This is a genomic window from Thiospirochaeta perfilievii, assembly GCF_008329945.1.
In the GTDB taxonomy this organism is placed as follows: Bacteria; Spirochaetota; Spirochaetia; order DSM-2461; family DSM-2461; genus Thiospirochaeta; species Thiospirochaeta perfilievii.
The window spans coordinates 880,930-900,594 of the sequence record NZ_CP035807.1 but is presented as its reverse complement, the minus strand read 5'-3'; the positions used below and the strand labels follow the sequence as shown (position 1 = coordinate 900,594).

The 19,665-nt window shown below is 33.4% G+C and carries 17 protein-coding genes and 1 pseudogene; 16 read left to right on the top strand and 2 right to left on the bottom strand.

Translation table 11 applies throughout. The features are described from left to right. Positions 1-127: 127 nt before the first annotated feature. The 5 genes and pseudogenes from EW093_RS04150 to EW093_RS04130 all read left to right on the top strand — a co-directional run bounded on the left by EW093_RS04150 (position 128) and on the right by EW093_RS04130 (position 6,195). Complete coding sequence (locus EW093_RS04150; protein WP_149567180.1) at positions 128-1,120, top strand: YhdH/YhfP family quinone oxidoreductase; 993 nt, start codon at positions 128-130, stop codon at positions 1,118-1,120. Between the two features lie 38 nt (positions 1,121-1,158). Continuing rightward, positions 1,159-1,728, top strand: coding sequence for a histidine phosphatase family protein (locus tag EW093_RS04145; RefSeq protein ID WP_187759824.1), 570 nt, complete (start codon positions 1,159-1,161; stop codon positions 1,726-1,728). Between the two features lie 71 nt (positions 1,729-1,799). Further along, positions 1,800-3,893: a PocR ligand-binding domain-containing protein gene (locus EW093_RS04140; RefSeq protein ID WP_149567178.1), complete on the top strand. Its 2,094-nt coding sequence runs from the start codon at positions 1,800-1,802 to the stop codon at positions 3,891-3,893. 72 nt (positions 3,894-3,965) lie between these two features. After that, a pseudogene (locus EW093_RS04135) lies at positions 3,966-5,684 on the top strand (methyl-accepting chemotaxis protein); the annotation flags it as partial. 190 nt (positions 5,685-5,874) lie between these two features. Next, positions 5,875-6,195: a hypothetical protein gene (locus tag EW093_RS04130; protein WP_149567176.1), complete on the top strand. Its 321-nt coding sequence runs from the start codon at positions 5,875-5,877 to the stop codon at positions 6,193-6,195. Between the two features lie 337 nt (positions 6,196-6,532). Here the strand turns inward: EW093_RS04130 and EW093_RS04125 are convergent, their stop codons facing one another. Further along, positions 6,533-7,519, bottom strand: coding sequence for a LacI family DNA-binding transcriptional regulator (locus tag EW093_RS04125; RefSeq protein WP_149567175.1), 987 nt, complete (start codon positions 7,517-7,519; stop codon positions 6,533-6,535). Positions 7,520-7,685: 166 nt separating this feature from the next. Between EW093_RS04125 and EW093_RS04120 the strand changes: the two genes are divergently transcribed. Then, complete coding sequence (locus EW093_RS04120; protein WP_149567174.1) at positions 7,686-9,347, top strand: glycoside hydrolase family 13 protein; 1,662 nt, start codon at positions 7,686-7,688, stop codon at positions 9,345-9,347. A 37-nt stretch (positions 9,348-9,384) separates the two neighbouring features. Here the strand turns inward: EW093_RS04120 and ilvA are convergent, their stop codons facing one another. Continuing rightward, positions 9,385-10,902, bottom strand: coding sequence for a threonine ammonia-lyase, biosynthetic (ilvA, locus tag EW093_RS04115; RefSeq protein ID WP_149567173.1), 1,518 nt, complete (start codon positions 10,900-10,902; stop codon positions 9,385-9,387). A 90-nt stretch (positions 10,903-10,992) separates the two neighbouring features. Between ilvA and EW093_RS04110 the strand changes: the two genes are divergently transcribed. The 10 genes from EW093_RS04110 (at position 10,993) to EW093_RS04065 (ending at position 19,649) form a co-directional block, all read left to right on the top strand. Continuing rightward, a complete protein-coding gene (locus tag EW093_RS04110; protein ID WP_149567172.1) occupies positions 10,993-12,228 on the top strand; it encodes a BamA/TamA family outer membrane protein in 1,236 nt (411 codons plus the stop codon). A gap of 187 nt (positions 12,229-12,415) precedes the next feature. Beyond that, positions 12,416-14,962: an ATP-dependent Clp protease ATP-binding subunit gene (locus EW093_RS04105; protein WP_149567171.1), complete on the top strand. Its 2,547-nt coding sequence runs from the start codon at positions 12,416-12,418 to the stop codon at positions 14,960-14,962. Between the two features lie 67 nt (positions 14,963-15,029). Beyond that, on the top strand, positions 15,030-15,572 hold the full coding sequence (locus EW093_RS04100; protein ID WP_149567170.1) for a bifunctional adenosylcobinamide kinase/adenosylcobinamide-phosphate guanylyltransferase: 543 nt from the start codon (positions 15,030-15,032) through the stop codon (positions 15,570-15,572). An 8-nt stretch (positions 15,573-15,580) separates the two neighbouring features. Further along, the gene (cobT, locus tag EW093_RS04095) at positions 15,581-16,633 is read left to right on the top strand and encodes a nicotinate-nucleotide--dimethylbenzimidazole phosphoribosyltransferase (RefSeq protein WP_149567169.1); all 1,053 of its coding nucleotides are present in this window, start codon (positions 15,581-15,583) and stop codon (positions 16,631-16,633) included. Beyond that, entirely contained in the window at positions 16,627-17,394 is a 768-nt protein-coding gene (gene cobS, locus EW093_RS04090) for an adenosylcobinamide-GDP ribazoletransferase (RefSeq protein ID WP_342781930.1), read from the top strand. The genes cobT and cobS overlap by 7 nt, the downstream gene beginning before the upstream one ends. Continuing rightward, the gene (locus EW093_RS04085; protein WP_149567167.1) at positions 17,388-17,984 is read left to right on the top strand and encodes a histidine phosphatase family protein; all 597 of its coding nucleotides are present in this window, start codon (positions 17,388-17,390) and stop codon (positions 17,982-17,984) included. The genes cobS and EW093_RS04085 overlap by 7 nt, the downstream gene beginning before the upstream one ends. Positions 17,985-18,139: 155 nt before the next feature. Then, a complete protein-coding gene (locus EW093_RS04080) occupies positions 18,140-18,394 on the top strand; it encodes an MrpF/PhaF family protein (RefSeq protein ID WP_149567166.1) in 255 nt (84 codons plus the stop codon). Beyond that, a complete protein-coding gene (locus tag EW093_RS04075; RefSeq protein ID WP_149567165.1) occupies positions 18,394-18,708 on the top strand; it encodes a cation:proton antiporter in 315 nt (104 codons plus the stop codon). The genes EW093_RS04080 and EW093_RS04075 overlap by 1 nt, the downstream gene beginning before the upstream one ends. Continuing rightward, positions 18,701-18,952, top strand: a complete 252-nt coding sequence (locus EW093_RS04070) for a Na(+)/H(+) antiporter subunit B (protein WP_149567164.1) — start codon at positions 18,701-18,703, stop codon at positions 18,950-18,952. Before EW093_RS04075 ends, EW093_RS04070 begins: the two co-directional genes overlap by 8 nt. Beyond that, positions 18,942-19,649: an MnhB domain-containing protein gene (locus EW093_RS04065; RefSeq protein WP_187759823.1), complete on the top strand. Its 708-nt coding sequence runs from the start codon at positions 18,942-18,944 to the stop codon at positions 19,647-19,649. Before EW093_RS04070 ends, EW093_RS04065 begins: the two co-directional genes overlap by 11 nt. The last annotated feature ends 16 nt before the right edge of the window (positions 19,650-19,665 follow it).

Sequence of the window (19,665 nt, the reverse complement as noted above, 5' to 3'; positions counted from 1 at the left end):
AACCCCTAAGGAAAAAAAACAGAAAAAATTAGATAAAAAGAATAAATAGCTTTTATTTAAATTAGAATAGAAAACTTTCAATAATTATTTTACCTTATATATAGCTATATATTAAAAGGAAGAGATTATGGAAAAGAGTCAATTTAAAGCTTTTGTTGTTACAGAAAAAGAGAATAATTTTATTGGAGAGATCACACAAAGGAATTTGAGTGATCTTCCTAATGGAGAGCTTTTAATCAAGGTTCACTACTCATCTCTAAACTATAAAGACGCTTTATCCGTAAGTGGAAATAGAGGTGTGACAAAAAATTACCCCCATACACCAGGGATTGACGCTGTAGGTGTAATTGTTGAGTCAGAAGATAGTACCTTTAGTATTAATGAGGAGGTTATTGTTACAAGCTACGACCTTGGGATGAATACTGATGGTGGCTTTGGTGAGTATATAAGGGTACCTTCAGCTTGGGTTGTTAAACTGCCCAAAGGGTTATCTATGAAGGAAGCAATGATCTACGGTACAGCTGGTTTAACCGCTGGAATATCTATATTACGTCTTACTCAACTTATAAAACCCAATGATGGAGATATTGTTGTAACCGGAGCCACTGGTGGTGTAGGTTCACTTAGTATCGCTATCCTTAACAAATTAGGCTATTTTGTAACAGCTGTTACAGGAAAAGAGTCAGAAAAAGAGAAGTTAATAGAACTTGGGGCTAAAAATGTAATATCTAGAAGTGAGTTTGAGAATACAGATAAGAGACCTCTATTAAAACCTCTATATATTGGGGCAATTGATACGGTAGGTGGAACTATTTTAGAAAATATAATTAAAACCACAATTCCTGGAGGAGTTGTTACATGTTGTGGTAATGTAGCGTCTCCTAAGTTAGACCTAACAGTATTTCCATTTATCTTAAGAGGTGTAACCCTTATAGGTATTGATTCTCAAAATTATCCAATGAGTTCTAGAGAGATTGTATGGGAGAAACTAGCAGGACCTTGGAAGTCAGAAGTTTTATTAAATAGTTATGAAGAGATCACTTTCGATAAAATAAATGAAAAAGTGGAGCTGATGCTTAAAGGGAAATTAAAGGGCCGGACTATTATCAGATGCTCCTAAGAGCTTAAAGAAACTGATAACAAATGTTGGAGTTAATTTTGATAAGAGATTTAAATAATAGGTACTATTTATTAAGACACGGTAATAGTATTGCAAATAGAGATGGGTTAATTGTCAGTGATTTGGATATTGGAATTTCAGAATACGGTTTAACAGATCTAGGTAAAAGAGATATCTTGTTAAAAAGTAAAAAAATTATTAATAAACCCTATTTAATATACTCATCCCCATTTAAACGTACTATAGAGACTAGCTTAATAGTAGCAAAGAGTTTAGGGCTTATAAATATTGAGTATATAACAGACTTAAAAGAGAGGTTTTTTGGTGATTTTGATCTTAAAAGCAATAAAAATTATAAAATTGTTTGGGATAGGGATAGAATAGACCCCGAACATAAGAACTTTAACGTTGAATCTGTAAAATCTGTATATAATAGAACATCTTCATTTGTAAAAAGAGTAGAACTAGAGATGAAAGATATGGATATTTTAATTGTATCCCATGGGGATTCTCTGCAAATTCTAGAGTGCTGGTTTAATAGTATGGACCCAAAATATCATCGAGATTTAAAACCCTTAGAAGAGGGTGAGTTTAGACCTATATTATAAAAACTACTCAAAGGAAAAAAAATCCCACAAAATATAATTATTTTTAACTATAATTGTTTTGAGGGACTCTTTTGGAAAAAATTACAAGTAGTGAACATTTTGAATCTATAAGTAAATTAAGAATACTAGATCTACTAGATAGAGATTTTTTAAACTCTTTATGTCTGTCTTTTACTGAAATAACAGGTCTTGCAACAGCAATTGCTGATATAGATGGAACCATTCTTGTCGCAACAGGTTGGCAGGATTTGTGTACTAAATACCATCGTAAAAACCCAATAACACTAAAACGGTGTCTAGAGAGTGACAATTTTTTAAATACACAAATAAAATCAGGTGAGAATTATACCATCTATAAGTGTCAAAATGGCCTTATCGATGCAGCTATTCCAATTATTATAAGTGGAAGACACCTAGGAAATCTCTACATTGGTCAATTTTTTATCCAGGGGGATAAACCTAATGAAGAGTATTTTAGAAATCAGGCAGAAGAAGTTGGAATAAAGGATGTTGAGGGCTACATAGAGGCTTATAATAGTATTCTTAGTATAAAAGAGGAACAGGTAAAGATAATTTTAAACTTTTTAGCCCAGATTCTAGAGCTTATTGGCCACGGAGTTAGTAGGGATGAAGAACTTCTTATTATGTTTAGCTCCACTGGTAATGCAATAATTATTACAGATCTAGACTCTAATATAGAAAAAATGAATACATATTCGGAAAAGTTAACTGGTTATAAACTAATGGATGTAAAGGGGGAGAAACTAAACAAAGTATTTAATATCGTATCAGCAAGTAATAACACTCCAATGGAAAATCCCGTATCTAGAGTTTTAAAGTATGGTCAATATATAGAAGAAAATAGCGATACAGTTTTACACTCTAAAGATAAATCTAAGTATTATGTTTCACACAGCGCTGGCCCTATGTATGATAATAGGGGGAATAAAAGTTCTATAGTTATTATATTTAGAGATATAAGTGATAAAATAGCTAGAGAGATAGAGAAGGATGAGTTAGTTGAGAAGTTAGCCCACAGCCAAAGATTAGAGGCTGTAGGACAGTTAGCAGGGGGAGTAGCCCACGACTTCAACAATATGTTATCAGGTGTTATAGGTGCAGCAGAACTACTAAAATCTCCTAAACTAAAGTTAGATGAGAAAGGCTTAAAATATGTAGACTTAATAATCCAAGCCGTATCTAGAGCAAGTGATTTAACAAATAAGTTATTAACCTTTTCAAGTAAAAACGTATCCTCATTAAATAATATATATCTACATGAATTAATAGATGAGTCTGTTGGGATCCTTGATAAGAGTATTGATAAAAAAAATATAATAAAAGTTAATAAAAGCGCTGAAAATGATAAGGTCTTAGGTGATAAAACAAATCTACAAAATGTTATAATTAACCTAGGTATAAACTCATCCCATGCTATGCCAAATGGTGGAGAGATTACTATTAGTACAAAAAATATATATTTAGATGCAGAGTACTGTAAAGATTCTACCTTCGATGTAGAACCAGGGAACTATATAAAAATTGATTTTAGGGATAATGGACAGGGAATTTCCTCAAAGAATATTAAAAAGATTTTTGAACCTTTTTTTACAACTAAAGAGCAGGGGAAAGGAACAGGTTTAGGACTATCTACTGTTTACGGTGTTGTAAAGGAGCATAATGGAATTATAAGTGTCTATAGTGCTATGAACTTTGGAACCGTATTTCATATCTATATACCCTGTAGTACTGTAGAGGATGAGTCGGTACTAATAGAGGAAAAAAAAATTATAAATGGTGCTGGTAATATTCTTTTTGTCGATGATGAGGATTTATTAAGATTAACAGGTGAAAAGATGTTAAAGGGTATGGGGTATAACGTATTTTTAGCAGCAAATGGGTTAGAAGCCATAGATATATATAAAAAAAATAGAAATAGTATTGATGTTGTAATTATGGATATGGTTATGCCAGTAATGAGTGGTTATGAGGCCTTTTACAAGTTAAGAGAGATAGATAAGGATTGTAGAATTATAATATCATCAGGCTTTACAAAGGATGGAAACATTCAAGAGCTTAAGAGTAATGGTTTAGATGGTTTTATACATAAACCATACAGAAACTATCAATTAGGTAAGCTTCTAGATCATATTTTAAAAAAATAATAAGTAATTCCTCTGTAAACTGTTTTAATATGAACTATATTTAGTTAAATAATTAAAAAAAAGTGAGATATTATGAATTTAAAAAATAAGATAAACTTAATAACATTTATTCTTTTAGTCGTTATTTTTACCATTTTAGCAATTGTTGTTTATCAGTCTCAAAAATCTAGCTACATAATAACAACAGATCAAGAGATGTTAAGTCATTTAGATGATCTACACACCCTGTTAAAAGGCCATGTTGAACAGAAACAGGAGACAGTTAATGTCTCATTAAACCTAGCCCACAACATCCTATATCAATCTGGTGATATTGTTGATAGTGGGGAAGAGATATATGTAGAAGGTATTAACCAGATAACTAAAGAGTCTAGGGAGTATAAAATTTCTAGGTGGATGTTAAGTGGTAAATCCCTATATAAAAACTATGAAATTGTAGATTTAATTAAGAGTAAGTCTGTTGAGACCGCTACAATTTTTCAAAAGGTAGATGATGGTTATCTAAGGATTTCAACTAATGTAACAACTCTAGATAATAAAAGAGCGGTAGGTACATACATTCCTAATAGCTCTAGTGTTATAAAGGAGATTGAAAGTGGTAAAACATTTTATGGAAGAGCCTATGTAGTTAATGATTGGTTTCTAACAGCCTATGAACCCATATATGTTAATGGAAAAATAGAGGGAATACTCTATGTGGGAATAAAAGAGAAGGATTATAGCTTTCTAAAAAATGTTTTTAATAAAAAATCCTACTATGGAGAAGGGTATCCATTTTTAATAGACTCTACAGGAGAGTTTATTATACACCCATCATTAGAGGGAGATAATTTTAAGAATAGTGTATTTTTTAGACAGATAGTGAGTGCTTCTAATGGGGAGTATAAATCTAGGTATAAATGGCCAGAGAGTCGGGAAGGAAGGTGGAAGTATCAGTATTTTAAATATTTTGCCCCCTATGACTCTTATATTTGTGTCTCAATTTATGAGAGTGACCTTTATAGGTATATCAATAAATTTTTGTATATTATAACTGTTAGCGTTATTATATCCATATTTTTGTTTCTTATTACATTTTCAAATATTTTAAAACCTATAATTAGGAACATAATAAAAGCTATGGATTTTTCAATTGCTATATCAAAGGGGGATCTATCAAAAGAGATAAGTGTTAGAAATAAGGATGAGATAGGTCAATTAATAGAGGCTTTAAACCAGATGAAATTGAATTTACGTTCAATAATAAATGAGATAACTGATGGAGCTGATTCTATTTTAGACTCATCAAAAAATCTGAATTCTCAATCGGACAAAGTCTCTTCTGGGGCAATACTTCAGTCTAGCTCTGTAGAAGAGATCTCTACAACCCTTGAAGAGTTTGGAGCAAATATACAACAAAATGAAAATAGTTCTAGACTAAGTGAAGATCTTACTGAAGCAGCTACCCTTGGGATTAGCCAGTGTTATGGATCAACAAAACTCTTTGTAAATTCTATGAAAGAGATTGCAGAAAAAATAATTATTATTAGTGATATAGCTAACCAGACAAATATTTTAGCATTAAATGCAGCAATAGAAGCTGCAAGAGCTGGTGAGGCTGGTAAGGGATTTGCTGTTGTTGCTGCAGAAGTTACAAAATTAGCACAAAGAAGTAAAAGTGCCGCCCAAGATATAGAAGAGTTAACTAGGGTTGGTGTTGACCTATCATCTAAAGCAGGGGATCAACTAAGTGTAATTTTACCAGATATGGAAAAGTCATCCCTCTTAGTGCATCAAATAAGTGGTGCTACCCAAGAGATGAATATAGGTATTAAGCAGATAAATATAGCTATTACTCAGTTAAATAAAGTTTCCCAGGATAATGCAGGGACATCGGAAGGTTTATTAGGCCATGCAAAGGATTTAGAATTCCAAGCTGAACTATTAAAAGAAAGTGTAGGCATTTTTACATTTTAGTATATTATATTAGAATGGAGTTTTTATGGATAGTTTTGTAAAAGAGTATAATATGTTTGGGCCATGGATATTTAAATTAGATAATATCTGGGATATTCCATCTCACTTTAGAGAATATGTCAATCTTGAAAATGATTTAGAATTTGCTATAAAGCTTCCTATTAACGCTGATAGAAGAGATGTGAAGCCAGGTATGGTTTTATATAATAGGCTTATAATTCTTGATAAAAATAAAATGAAGATTCTTAAGGAGAGAGATGGAAGTATTTCAAGTTACTACATAGCTTATTCTGAGATTATTTCAATAACAAATACAACAAATTTATTAAAAGAGGTGAAAATCTAGAGTTAATTGGATACCAGGAAGAGTCTGAACTTTGTAGAAAACACAAAACTATATGCACTTATATAATTGATAAGATAAAGGGTAATACTCTACACAGTGTTTTATTTTTAACAAACTTTAAAGAGTTAATCATAATTAATACAGAAGATGAAATTACTGGGAATAGTAGAAAAGGTTATAAGTATAACTATAGGTATATCCCATTTACGTCTATTAGTGAGGTTCTAGTTACAAGTAATAAACAATATAAAAACCTAAATAATTATATAATAAAATTAGACAGTTATGTAAGTTTTTATTACAGGTTAGAGAAGGGGGTAAATATAATTTCTATTTATTAAATAGTATTCCGTATAGTAACTGAGTGTTTTAGAATTTTATCCTCAAAAACAATACTTTTATCAATTAACATCTGTGCTGCCAAAATACCCATCTCTTCGATTGGTTGGTGAATAGTTGTAAGGGGTGGAACAGACATTTTTGCATCTTCACTGTCATCAAACCCTATAACTGCAAGTTCGTGGGGAATAATCAACCTTTTTTGATATGCATACTGTAAAACCCCAAGGGCCATTAAATCACTAGCTGTAAATATGGCAGTCATATTAGGGTTGTCTTTTTTCAACTTGGTAATACCTGATATCCCTGATTCAAATGTAAAATCCCCATAATATATCTTTTGATCACTAACTTCTAAACCGTTATCTAGTAGAGCCTGTTTAAAGCCGGCTTCCCTTGGGATTCCACTCTCCTTATTATCCTTTTGCCCACTAATCATACATATATCTTTATGCCCTTTTTTAATTAACTCTAGTGTAGCGTAGTAAGCTGCCTGATAGTTATCTATATTTATAGATGGTAGTTTGTTACTTATTCCATTAGTTGAGACTAGAATAGTGGGGATGTTTAACTTTAGTAACTCTTCCTCATACTCTTTTTTTACCTCTGCACTGGCAAAAATAATACCTTCAACCTGTTTCTCCCCAAGGAGTTTTATATACTCCATAGTACGAATACCATTGTTGTCTGTATTGCAAATAACAACGCTGTAGTTATTTTCATGGGTATATTTATCGATACCCCTTAAAAGGTCAACGCTAAACCTACCGTGCATATAGGGGAGTAGTATACCAATAGTTCTACTGTTTTTTGATACTAACCCCCTAGCTATAGCATTAGGTTCATAATTTAACTCTTTTATCGCCTTTTCTACTTTATCCTTAGTTTTTTTACTATAACCATCTAAGTTATTTAAAACCCTAGATACTGTAGCTATAGAGACATTTGCCAGTTTTGCTACATCTTTTATAGTTGGTTTCACCATTAATCCTCTAGAAATCGTTTACGTAATTTTAGGATAAAACTCCTAATTAGTCAATTTTTCATAATTAAATATAGATTTATTCAATATTTTTTGTATAAATATTTGACATATTTTATAAATCAAGTTAACTTTAAGTAAACGTTTACGTAATTTATTAGGAGGAAGTATGACAAGTAGTTATAATTGGAAAGATTCTATTGTATATCAGGTATATCCTAGAAGTTTTAAGGACTCAAATAGTGATGGTATTGGGGATATTAGGGGGATAATATCAAAAATTCCGTATTTATCAGATCTAGGTATTAATGTTATTTGGTTATCCCCAGTATACGCTTCTCCTAATGATGATAATGGTTATGATATTTCAGATTATTACAATATCGATCCTACATTTGGTTCCATGGAAGATATGGAGGAGTTAATAGCTGTTTCTAAGGAGTTTGGTATAAAAATTCTTATGGACTTAGTTGTTAACCATACCTCCGATGAGCATGAATGGTTTAAAGAAGCTAAAAAAGATAAAAATAGTAAGTATCATGATTATTATATATGGTCTAAGGATAATAAAAGACCAAATGATTGGAGGTCCTTTTTTAGTGGCTCTGTATGGGAGTTTAATAGGGATACAGATCAATATTATCTACATCTTTTCTCTAAAAAACAACCAGATTTAAACTGGGAGAATATGGAGCTTCGTCAAGAGATATATAAAATGATGCGTTGGTGGTTAGATAAGGGTATAGGTGGATTTAGAATGGATGTTTGTAATCTCTACTCTAAACCAGATCTCTACTCTAATCCTAAAGGAGAGAGGGATATTGAAGGATTGATATTTGCCCCTGACTACTACGCTAATAATGAAGGTATCCACGATATTATAGCCGAGATGAATAGGGAGGTTTTCTCTAAATATGAGTGTTTAACTGTAGGTGAAAATGTAGAAGTCACCCCAGATGAGGCGATTAAATATGTAGGGTTGGATAGAGAAGAGCTAAATATGGTATTCCACTTTGAACTGGTTTCTTTAAGTACAAAAAATAATAGCGAGATAAAAAGAGTTTTAAAAAATTGGCTGCCTGTTATTAATAATGGAGGTTGGAACAGTAACTATTTAAGTAATCATGATAATCCTAGACAGGTCTCTGTTTTTGGAAATGATAGGGAGTATCTAGCCCAGTCTGCAACACTGTTAGGAACAATGAACTTTACCCTTCCTGGCACACCATACATATATCAGGGGGAGGAGATAGGGATGACAAATATGTTATTTGAATCCTTTGATCAATTTAATGATATAGAGACTAAAAATGGTATTAAGATTCTTCAAAAAGAGGGTAGAAGTGATGATTATATTCTAGATTATTTTGCTAAAAAAAGTCGGGATAACTCAAGAACTCCTGTACAGTGGAGTAGTGAGAGTTTTTCTGGATTTTCAGACACAAAACCCTGGCTAGATGTTAACCCTAACTATAAGGAATTAAATATTGAAGATCAGCTAAATATGGAAAACAGTATTTTATCCTATTACAAAAACTTAATAAGGCTAAGAAAAGAGTTTGATGTTTTTGTTTATGGGGATTGTCACTTTGTATTAGAAGATAAGGAAGAGTTAATAGCCTATAAGAGAACTTATAAAAATCAGGAACTGTTAGTTCTATTAAATAGATCAGATAGTGAGACCCAGTTTAATATTCCTAAGGAGTTATGGAACTCCTTTAATAATAATACACAACTGGATAACTACGGTTTTCTAGGAAAATCCAAAAGTCTAACCTATAGTCACAATATGGTTTTAAAACCTTGGCAGTCCCTGATTTTTATTAAATAAAAATTATCCCCCCAGCTTTACAGGGGGGGCTTAATTGTTAACCTAAAAATAGGTTATATGCCTTATCATTTTCCATATTTAAATAGTTATATCCAACCCTATCTAAAGTCTCTAGAAGATCTTCCTTATTTTCATTTTTGTATTGGAATCCAATTAAACCTCTACCTACTACACTTCCTTCGTTTCTATAGTGGAACATGGAGATATTCCAGCTATCCTCTAGTTTGTTAAGTAGATTTGTTAAAGCTCCAGGCTTCTCCGGGAAGTCAATAGAAAATACAGCTTCATTTATTTGCTCATTTAGTCTGTGTCCACCAACCATGTGTCTAACATGTCTTTTTGCGCTATCGCTATCTGTTAAATCGGAAACGGTATAGTTACACTTTTCTAAGTGACTAATTAGTTTCTCAAGCTCTCCCTTTTTATGTTTAACTCTAACACCTACTAGAATTGTTGCCTGTTTTTTATTACTAGTTCTATAGTTAAACTCTGTTATGCTATGCTCCCCTAACTCAATACAGAACTTTCTAAAACTTCCCCTCTCTTCAGGGATTGTAACAGAGAGTAGGAACTCCCTTCTCTCCCCAAATTCTGATACTTCGGAGATAAATCTTAGTTTATCAAAGTTTACATTTGCTCCACTCTCAATTGCCATAACAGTTTTATCCTCTATGTTATTCTCCTCGCAGTACTTTTTAAGTCCTGCAAGGGAGAGGGCACCTGCAGGTTCTGCTATAGACCTTGTATCTTCAAATAAATCCTTAATAGCAGCGCAGATCTCATCTGTATTTACTGTAATAACTTCATCAATACAACTCTTACATAGATCAAATGTATTCTCCCCTATCTGTTTTACAGCAACACCATCGGCAAATATTCCAACTCTGTCTAAAATTACTCTACTATCTGACTCTAAAGCTGCTTTCAAACAGGCGGATTCATCAGACTCAACAGCAATAACCCTTATATCAGGACGTAAATATTTAAGGTATGTTCCAACTCCAGCGGCTAGGCCTCCACCTCCCACTGGAATAAAAATATAATCGATTGTATTGGGAAACTGCCTTGATATCTCCATACCAATTGTACCCTGTCCAGCTATAACTTCTGGATCATCATAGGGATGAATAAATATTAGACTATTTTTTGACTCTAACTTCTTAGCGTACTCTAGGGCTTCATTAAAATTATCTCCAAAAAGTATAACTTCTGCACCGTGCTCCCTAACTGATATAACCTTAATTTTAGGTGTGGTTACTGGCATAACAATAGTTGCTTTAATACCAAGTTTTTTTGCTGCAAGGGCAACTCCTTGGGCGTGGTTACCAGCGGATGCAGCAACAATACCAAGTAGTTTCTCTTTATCTGTTAATTGATACATCTTGTTATAGGCACCCCGGAGTTTAAATGAGAAAACAGGCTGAAGATCTTCTCTTTTAATAAAAACCCTATTTTTTATTCTTTTACTAAGAAAAATAGCTTCGTCTATTGGTGTCTCTATTGCAACATCATAAACTTTTGCACTAAGTATTTTTTTTATATAAATGTCACTCATTTTAACCTCTATAATTTTTTATTATCCATAAGCTTCTATTAGTAATCAATACTATTCTATAAGTTATTTATATCTGATATTATACAGAATATGAAAAAAAAGATATTTTTAATAGTTTATACATCTTTAACCCTACTTTTATTCTCTAAGGAGTATGTGGTTGATCAGATTAATATAAGTGGGTTAACAAGAACTAAATACTCTACGGTTTTAAATATTATTGGAGTAAATAAGGGTTCAGTTGTTGATGAGAGTATAGATTCCCAAATAGAGCAGGATCTCCTATCCGCAGGAATTTTTCAGAAAAACATTGGTGTTAATATAGTAAATATTACAGATACTACTATTCAACTAAATATTGAACTAATGGAGCGTTGGACGTTAATACCTATACCTGTTGGTTTTGTAAGTTCTGATAGTTGGTTAGCTGGTGGAGTTTTTATAGAGTCTAACCTACTTGGATTAAACCAGACTTTAGTATCTGGACTTTTTGTAAATAGTGAAAAAATATCGGGGTTTTCCGCTTGGGTTAATCCTAATTTTTTAGATTCTAACTACTCATTTGGGCTATCTACAAGCTTCAATAGAGGGGGTATAGATCATCTAGATATTTCTGGAAAAGATGTTTTATCCTCATATAATGAGGAGAGATTAGCTTTATCAATTTCCCTAGGAAGGGATTTAAAGTGGAATTTTGGAGTTCTATTATCCACAGGTATCGAGGGGTTTAAAGCCTTAGATCCTACAGGTTACCTAGGTAATAGTGGTGTAGATGAGCTCTTTTTTAATAACTCATTAACTCTATCTTATAAGGATCTCTACTTTTCTAATTTCTTTACTGATGGGTGGGATATTAACTTAGAGTATAAAGTATCAAGTTCTAAAAACTATTTATATAACCCTAGTTTACTTCTAAAAATTAATAGAACATTTCTATTTAATGATAACTACCTATTAAAAACTGGTATTAATAGTGGATGGCAAGGTAGTATAGATTATAAGCCAATCTTTATAGGTGGTGTTGAGGGAAGTCGTGTCCTACCATCTGGACAAGTGGCTATAGAGAAGTATGCAGACTCTCTAGTCTCCTTTGAACCTGTTATCTACTCTCCTTCTTGGGGTAGTTTTACCCTTCCTGTCTACTATGAAGCGGGTATTTTTACCTCCCTAGAAGGAGTTAATGAGTTTTGGCACGGTCCAGGAGTTGGATTTAGGTTTTATGTTGATAAAGTTGCTATACCTGCGCTAGGTGCAGACTTTACATGGGATTTAGAGAGAGGTCTGTTTAAAGTAGCAGTTTCTGTTGGTGGAACAGGTGGTGGTTGATGTTTTTTTGACCCAGAAATTAAGGTTTAGTTACCTAATTGTGTAAATAATACACAGTTGGGTAATTTATATTTAAATATTATATTATATTGACCCATATATTGGTATTCGACCTATAAGAGTATTATATTTCCTATAGAGGGCTTGGCATAAAATTTGCTTGAGTATACATGATAGGAGAAATTATATGGATTTAACAATTAAAACACGGGAAATTTTAGAGAACTCAGTTAAACTTGCAGAGAGTGGAAACAACCCTGCAATAGAACCATCCCATATTCTTTTAGCATACCTACAGGATAGAGAGTCTATTGTCTTTTCAATAATTAAGTTAATTGTTGGTAATAGTTCAAATATAGAGGATGATCTTGAATCCTACATAAATACACTAGCAAAGTCCTATGGGGATACTACAGCTTCAACACTTTCTGGAACATCTGCTAAACTACTTAAAAAAGCTGAAAAAGAGGCTGAGATGTTCTCGGATGAGTATCTAAGTGGTGAGCATATTCTATTAGCCCTTATGGATATAAAATGCAGGGCATCAGAAATATTATTGACAAAAGGGATCACAAAAAAATTAATACTCTCATCTCTAAAGGAGATAAGGGGAAGTAGTAGGGTTACATCAGCTAATCCTGAGGATAAATACCAAATATTAAAAAAATATACCAGGGATCTTACAAATCTTGCGACAAAGGGGAAACTAGACCCGGTTATTGGAAGGGATAAGGAGATAAGAAGAGTTATACAGGTCTTATCTAGAAGAACAAAAAATAACCCGGTATTAATTGGAGATCCAGGGGTGGGTAAAACCGCTATTGCCGAGGGGTTGGCCCTTAGAATTGTAAATAAGGATGTTCCAGACTCGTTACTTGATAAAAAAATATTAGCCCTAGATATTAGTTCTTTATTAGCAGGTGCTAAATTTAGAGGTGAGTTTGAAGAGAGATTGAAGGGTGTTATTAAGGAGATCTCAGAGTCAAATGGGGAGATAATTCTTTTTATAGATGAGTTACATACTCTAATGGGGGCAGGAGCAGCCGAGGGATCTAATGATGCCTCAAATATGTTAAAACCCGCCTTAGCTAGGGGGGAACTAAGAACAATTGGGGCTACCACATTAGATGAGTATAGAAAATATATCGAGAAAGATAGTGCCTTTGAGAGACGTTTTCAGCAGGTCTATACAGGGGAGCCATCGGTTGAAGATACAATAACTATTTTAAGAGGAATTAAGGATAAGTATGAGATCCATCACGGAGTAAGAATTAATGATGAAGCATTAATCCAAGCTGCAGTGTTATCAAATAGGTATATTACATCAAGGTTTTTACCGGATAAGGCTATCGACTTAGTAGATGAGGCTGCAAGTAGACTTAAAATAGAGCTAGAGAGTCAACCTGAAATTCTAGATAAATTAGAACGGGATATCCTAACCCTGGAGATAGAGAAAAGATCTCTACTTAAGGAGAAGTCTGCTAAGGATAAATTAGAGAAAATTGAAGAGAGTATTAATTCATTAAGCTTGGAGAAAAATGAGTTAAAAGCGAAATGGCTAAGTGAGAAAAAAGAGATAGAAGAGATTCAGAACCTAAAAAAAGAGTTAGAGAGTTTAACAATTAAAGAGGCTAAGTGTGAAAGGGATGGGGATTTAGAGATGGCTGCAAAACTTCGCCATGGAGAGATTCCTAGAATTAAGGATCTATTAGAAAAAAGATCACATGAAGTTAGGGAAACAACCCTATTAAAAGAGGAAGTAAGGGAGGAGGATATTGCAGATGTTATATCTATATGGACAGGTATTCCAATCTCTAAACTTTTAAAGGGAGAAGCGGATAAGTATTTAACTCTAGAAGAGCATTTAGAGAAGAGGGTAGTTGGTCAAAACCACGCCTTAGAAAAAATATCAGATGCAATAAGACGGAACAAATCAGGGCTCTCTGATAGTAAAAAACCTTTAGGTACATTTCTATTTTTAGGACCTACAGGGGTTGGTAAAACAGAGTTATCTAAGGCCTTAGCTGAGTTTCTTTTTAACGATGAAAAATCCCTAACCAGGATCGATATGAGTGAGTATATGGAGAAACACTCTGTTAGCAGACTAATCGGGGCCCCTCCAGGATATGTTGGTTATGATCAGGGAGGCCAGTTAACCGAAGCTGTTAGACGAAGGCCCTACTCTGTTATTCTATTTGATGAGATAGAGAAGGCACACCCAGATGTTTTTAATACAATGCTCCAGGTCTTTGATGATGGAAGATTAACAGATGGCCAGGGACGAATTGTGGATTTTACAAACTCAATAATTATTATGACAAGTAATATAGGTAGCTCCTATATTCTAGATGAGAAGTTAAGTAGCCAAGAGATTGAAACTAGAGTAGAGGAGTTATTAAGTAGTAGTTTTAAACCTGAGTTCCTTAATAGGGTAGATGAAATTATTACATTTAATAGACTTGACTCAAATTTACTTTATAAAATTGTTGAAATTGAGTTAAACAAATTAAAGGTTTTATTAGATGATAAAAAACTACAAATTAAAGTGGAGGATGATGTTAAAAAGTTTCTTTTAGAAAGGGGGTATGATCCGGTATTAGGAGCAAGACCTATTAAAAGGGCTATACAAAAATATCTAATAAATCCTCTATCTAAGGAGTTATTAAAAGATAGATATTCTGAGGGTAGTGTAATAATAACCAAAATAGAAGATAACTCAATTGTTTTTGATTAAGAAAATACCTATATAACAAATAGTAAAAATATTTTATTATATTTATAGAATATTTTTAGAGGGTTATATGGGTATTACATTAGTTTTAGGTGGGACAAAAACAGGGAAAACAAGTTTTGCAGAGAAAAGGGCACATACTATCTCTAAGGAGTTAAGTCTACCTGTTTATTATTTAGCAACAGCGCTTTTAATTGACCATGAGATGGAAGACCGAATAAATAGACATAGGGAGTCTAGAAGCAGGGATTGGATTACAGTTGAAGAGCCACATAATCCTAGCGCCGAATTAGAAAGGTTAGATAACTGTGTTGTCATACTTGATTGTCTTACACTATTAATGACCAATATAATTTTTAGATTAGGTGAGGAGTGTCCTAAAGAAGAAGCAAAAAAAGCTGTTTTTAAGGAACTTGATAATATTATTAGTTCTGTCATAAATAAAGATATTTCCCTTATAATCATATCTAACCAGGTTGAAAATGGTTTAGTTTCTGAGCATAAATGGGCTAGAATGTTCCAGGATATTGCGGGGATGAGCCACCAGAAGTTAGCAGAAGCTTGTGAAAACGTATACATGTTAAATGCTGGTCTGCCCTTAAAATTAAAGTAGGAGAGATAATGTCACTTATAGAAGATATAAATAGTTTAATTAAGCCCTTGGATTTAAAAGCCATGGAGGGTGCAAGGGTTAGACAAAACAGACTAACTAAACCACCAGGAAGTTTAGGTAGACTAGAAGAGTTATCTATAAATGTAGCAGGTATTAAAGGGGAAGTATTCCCCCATATGGATAATAAGGCCATCTTAACCTTTGCAGGTGATCATCATGTTGTATTTGAAGAGGGTATTGCCAGTGCCCCAATGGAAGTAACTGCAATGCAGGTTGATAATTTTGTTCGTGGCGGAGGAGCAGTAAATGTTTTGGCTAAACATGCTGGGGCTAGAGTTGTTGTTATTGATATGGGAGTTGCTACGCCTTATAAGAGCAAAACAGGGGTAAAAAATAAGTTTGTCGCTAGTGGGGCAAAAAATATATCCAAAGGTCCAGCAATGAGTAGAGATGAAGCCATTAAATCTGTAATTGGTGGAATTGAGACAGTGTTAGAAGAGATTGATAATGGATTGGATATTGTTGGTATAGGTGAGATGGGGATAGGAAATACAACTCCGTCTTCAGCTATATTCTCCCTATATACAGGTCTTGATCCTATAGAGATAACAGGGCCTGGGGCAGGTATCGATAGTGCTGTATTAGATAAAAAAGTTAATATTGTTAAAAGAGCATTAGAGGTAAATAACCCTAATAAGGATGATATGTTTGATGTATTATCAAAAATTGGTGGATTTGAGATCGGGGGAATGGTTGGTGCAATAATCTGTTGTGCTGCTAAAAAAATCCCTGTTGTAATTGATGGTTTTATATCAACTGCCGCTGGGGTATTAGCTACCTCATACAATCCATTAATTTCTGACTATCTATTTTTATCCCATAAGTCTGCAGAGACAGGGTATAAACATGTTTTTGATTTTTTTAAAACTACACCTATATTAGACCTTGGTTTAAGATTAGGAGAGGGGACAGGGGCTGCTTTAGGGATCTCGATAATAGATGCTGCTGTTAAATCCTTAAAGGATATCTCTACATTTGAAGAGGCAGGTATAGTATTATAAAAAAAATAATTTACGCTTTTAGATTTATGACAGTTATCCCAATACCATGGAAAGAGGGGGAAGATCTAGATAGAGTAGCAAGATCAATATCTCTTATTCCTTTAGTCGGTTTAGTTATAGGTCTAACTATATCTGGAATTTTTACACTCTCTACCAATATCTTCTCCAATTTATTTACTTCAGGACTTATGACCATTTGGTGGATCTTTATTACAGGAGGCTTACACCTAGACGGGTTATCAGATAGTTCTGATGGTCTTTTTGGTGGAACAACTGTCGAAAAAAGATTAGAGATTATGAAGGATAGTAGAACTGGGGTCTTTGGTGTATTAACACTAATATGTTTTATTTTGTTAAAACTACTTACTATTAACGAGCTAATTATAAACTCTAGGGTCTCTATTATTCCAATCTTAATTTCAATCCCAATAATCTCCAGGTGGTGTGTAGTTTTTTCTATATTCTCTTTTAAAAGTGCTAAAGAGGGTGGTTTAGGGGTATTTTTTAAAAAGTTTATTAGAGTAAAAGATCTAATTTTATCCCTTATATTAACAGTAGGTATTATCTTCTATTTTACAGGACTATTAGGAGTTTTAGTTACACTACTATCCACTTTAATTACTTTCCTATTGTCACTTTTTTACATAAAAAAACTTGGTGGTTTAACAGGAGACCTTTACGGGGCAATAAATGAGATAATTGAGTTAATATCAATGTTACAATTTTTGATCCTATCTGCCCTAGGAATTCTTAATTGGTAAATCTCTACCTAATTAGACATGGCCAATGTCATGGGGGTAGATCCTACATAGGTAGAGGATCAGATCCATCCCTAACCCTAGAGGGAATAAAATTAATAAAGAAAGTTAAAAGTAGTCTACTCGAAAGAGTAGATTTTAATGCCATTTACACATCCTCCCTTAAAAGGGCCATAGAAACAAAGGACGTTCTATTCCCAGGTTATATTAGTAAAATATATAGGGAGCTAGACGAGGTTCACTTTGGGGATTGGGAGGGTCTAGAGTATAACTATCTTATAAAAAATTACAAAGGTGAATATTGTAAGTGGGTTGATAACCCTATAGATAATAGCCCTCCAAATGGGGAAAGTCTAATTGACCTACTTAACAGAGTAGAGAGAGTTGTAAAAAAAATCAAAAGTCACACTACAGATACTAAAGAGTGGAATATAGCTCTAATTTCCCATAGAGGTCCACTTATCCTAATTTTATTGCACTTTTTAGGTCTAGATTTAGACTTCTACTGGAAGTTTAATATGGACAGAGGTTCTGTCTCCCTTCTAAATATATATGAAAATTCAACTCAAGTTAGCTATTTAAATCATAAATAACACCTATAACACCCCTCTATTTTTATTTCTAATCTGGAATTAATTCCCCAATTATAGGAATAAGCTCTTTATTTTCCTTAGTTTATAGTATATATTTTTGCTACAATATATAATTAAATATATATTGATAAGTTAATATCTATTAAGGTGGTTATATGGTAGAATTTTTTATAATAGGCGGTTTAGGTTTATCCCTTATCCTCTCTTTAGTTAGATTATTTATTGGTCCGACCCCCCAGGACAGGGTATTGGCTCTGGATGTAATTACAGTTCAAGTCTCAGCCTTTTTAATCTATTGGTCTTTTATGGAGGGGGTTAATTACTATATTGATATTGTTCTTGTAATAGCTTCTGCAGTCTTCTTATCTACTATTTTGTTTGCTAGGTACTTAGAGAAGGGGCTTAAATAATGGGTATAGTAAGTGACTTTTTTTTAATAGCTGGAGTAATAACTCTTTTAATATCTGGAATTGGTATTGTTCGACTACCCTCTTTTTTAACAAGAATACATCCAGTAGCTAAATCAACAACCCTTGGGATTATACTCTTTTTTATTGGAATTGGTTTAAAGGAACCTGGTTGGGCTCCAAAACTATTTGTAGCAATAGTTCTTTTTATGTTTACAGGTCCAGTTTCAGCTTCAGCTCTAGGTAGAACTGGTTTAACTGAGGATGATAAAAAAAAGTTCTATCCAGTGATAGATAAGGAGGAATCTAATGATTAGTATTTTTGCTTATATAATTATGGGAGCAATTATTATCGCATCATTTATGGCAATAACTGCTAAGAAACTGATAAATTCAATATTTTACTTCTCATTTACTGGTGTAGGAGCAACAATTCTATTTGCACTTATGAAGGCGCCTGATGTTGCATTAACAGAGGCTGCTGTTGGTACCGGACTAGTTACATTGATTTTCTTATCTACCCTTAGAAAGACTTCAAAGGAGGATGAGAGTGAGTCGTAAATTTCATAATCCACTTAATCTAATATGGGGGATATTATTTATAGTAATATTTTTCCCACTACTTTCTGTTTTTAAGGAGTCTACAGTTCCAGCAAGTAATAGGGCTGGGGAAGTTTTATTAACTATGACACCAGGGGAGGGTGAGAATGGAGCAGGTATTCCCAATGCTGTAACTGCTGTTGTTGTTTTTTATAGAGGACTAGATACCCTTGGTGAAGTCTCTGTACTCTTTTTAGTCTCTACTGCTGTAGGTTTTATATTTAGTAAGGACAGAAGTAAAATAAAAAGGGAGAGTAACCCAAATGAGATTGTAAGGCACTCCAAAACTCTAGTCCTTCCCCACTTTTTATTAACTGGTCTATATATCACTATACATGGACATCTAACCCCAGGGGGTGGGTTCCAAGGTGGTGTAATGGCTGCAGGTATGGCTCTTCTTCTACTTTTAGCAGGGGAGAGGGTAAAACAGGTTAAGGTTCTACACTTTTTAGAAGGTCTAGCAGGATCTCTCTATATCCTAGTAGCTCTAGCTGGTCTGTGGTTTGCAGGATCATTTTTAGGTCAATATCTACCATTAGGTGAGTTTAATACACTATTTAGTGGTGGAATTCTTCCTATTATCTATATCTTTGTTGGAATAAAAGTTGGTACAGAGATAATTACAATATATCAGAATTTTCAAAGGAAGGAGGAGTAATGACACTTACAGATTA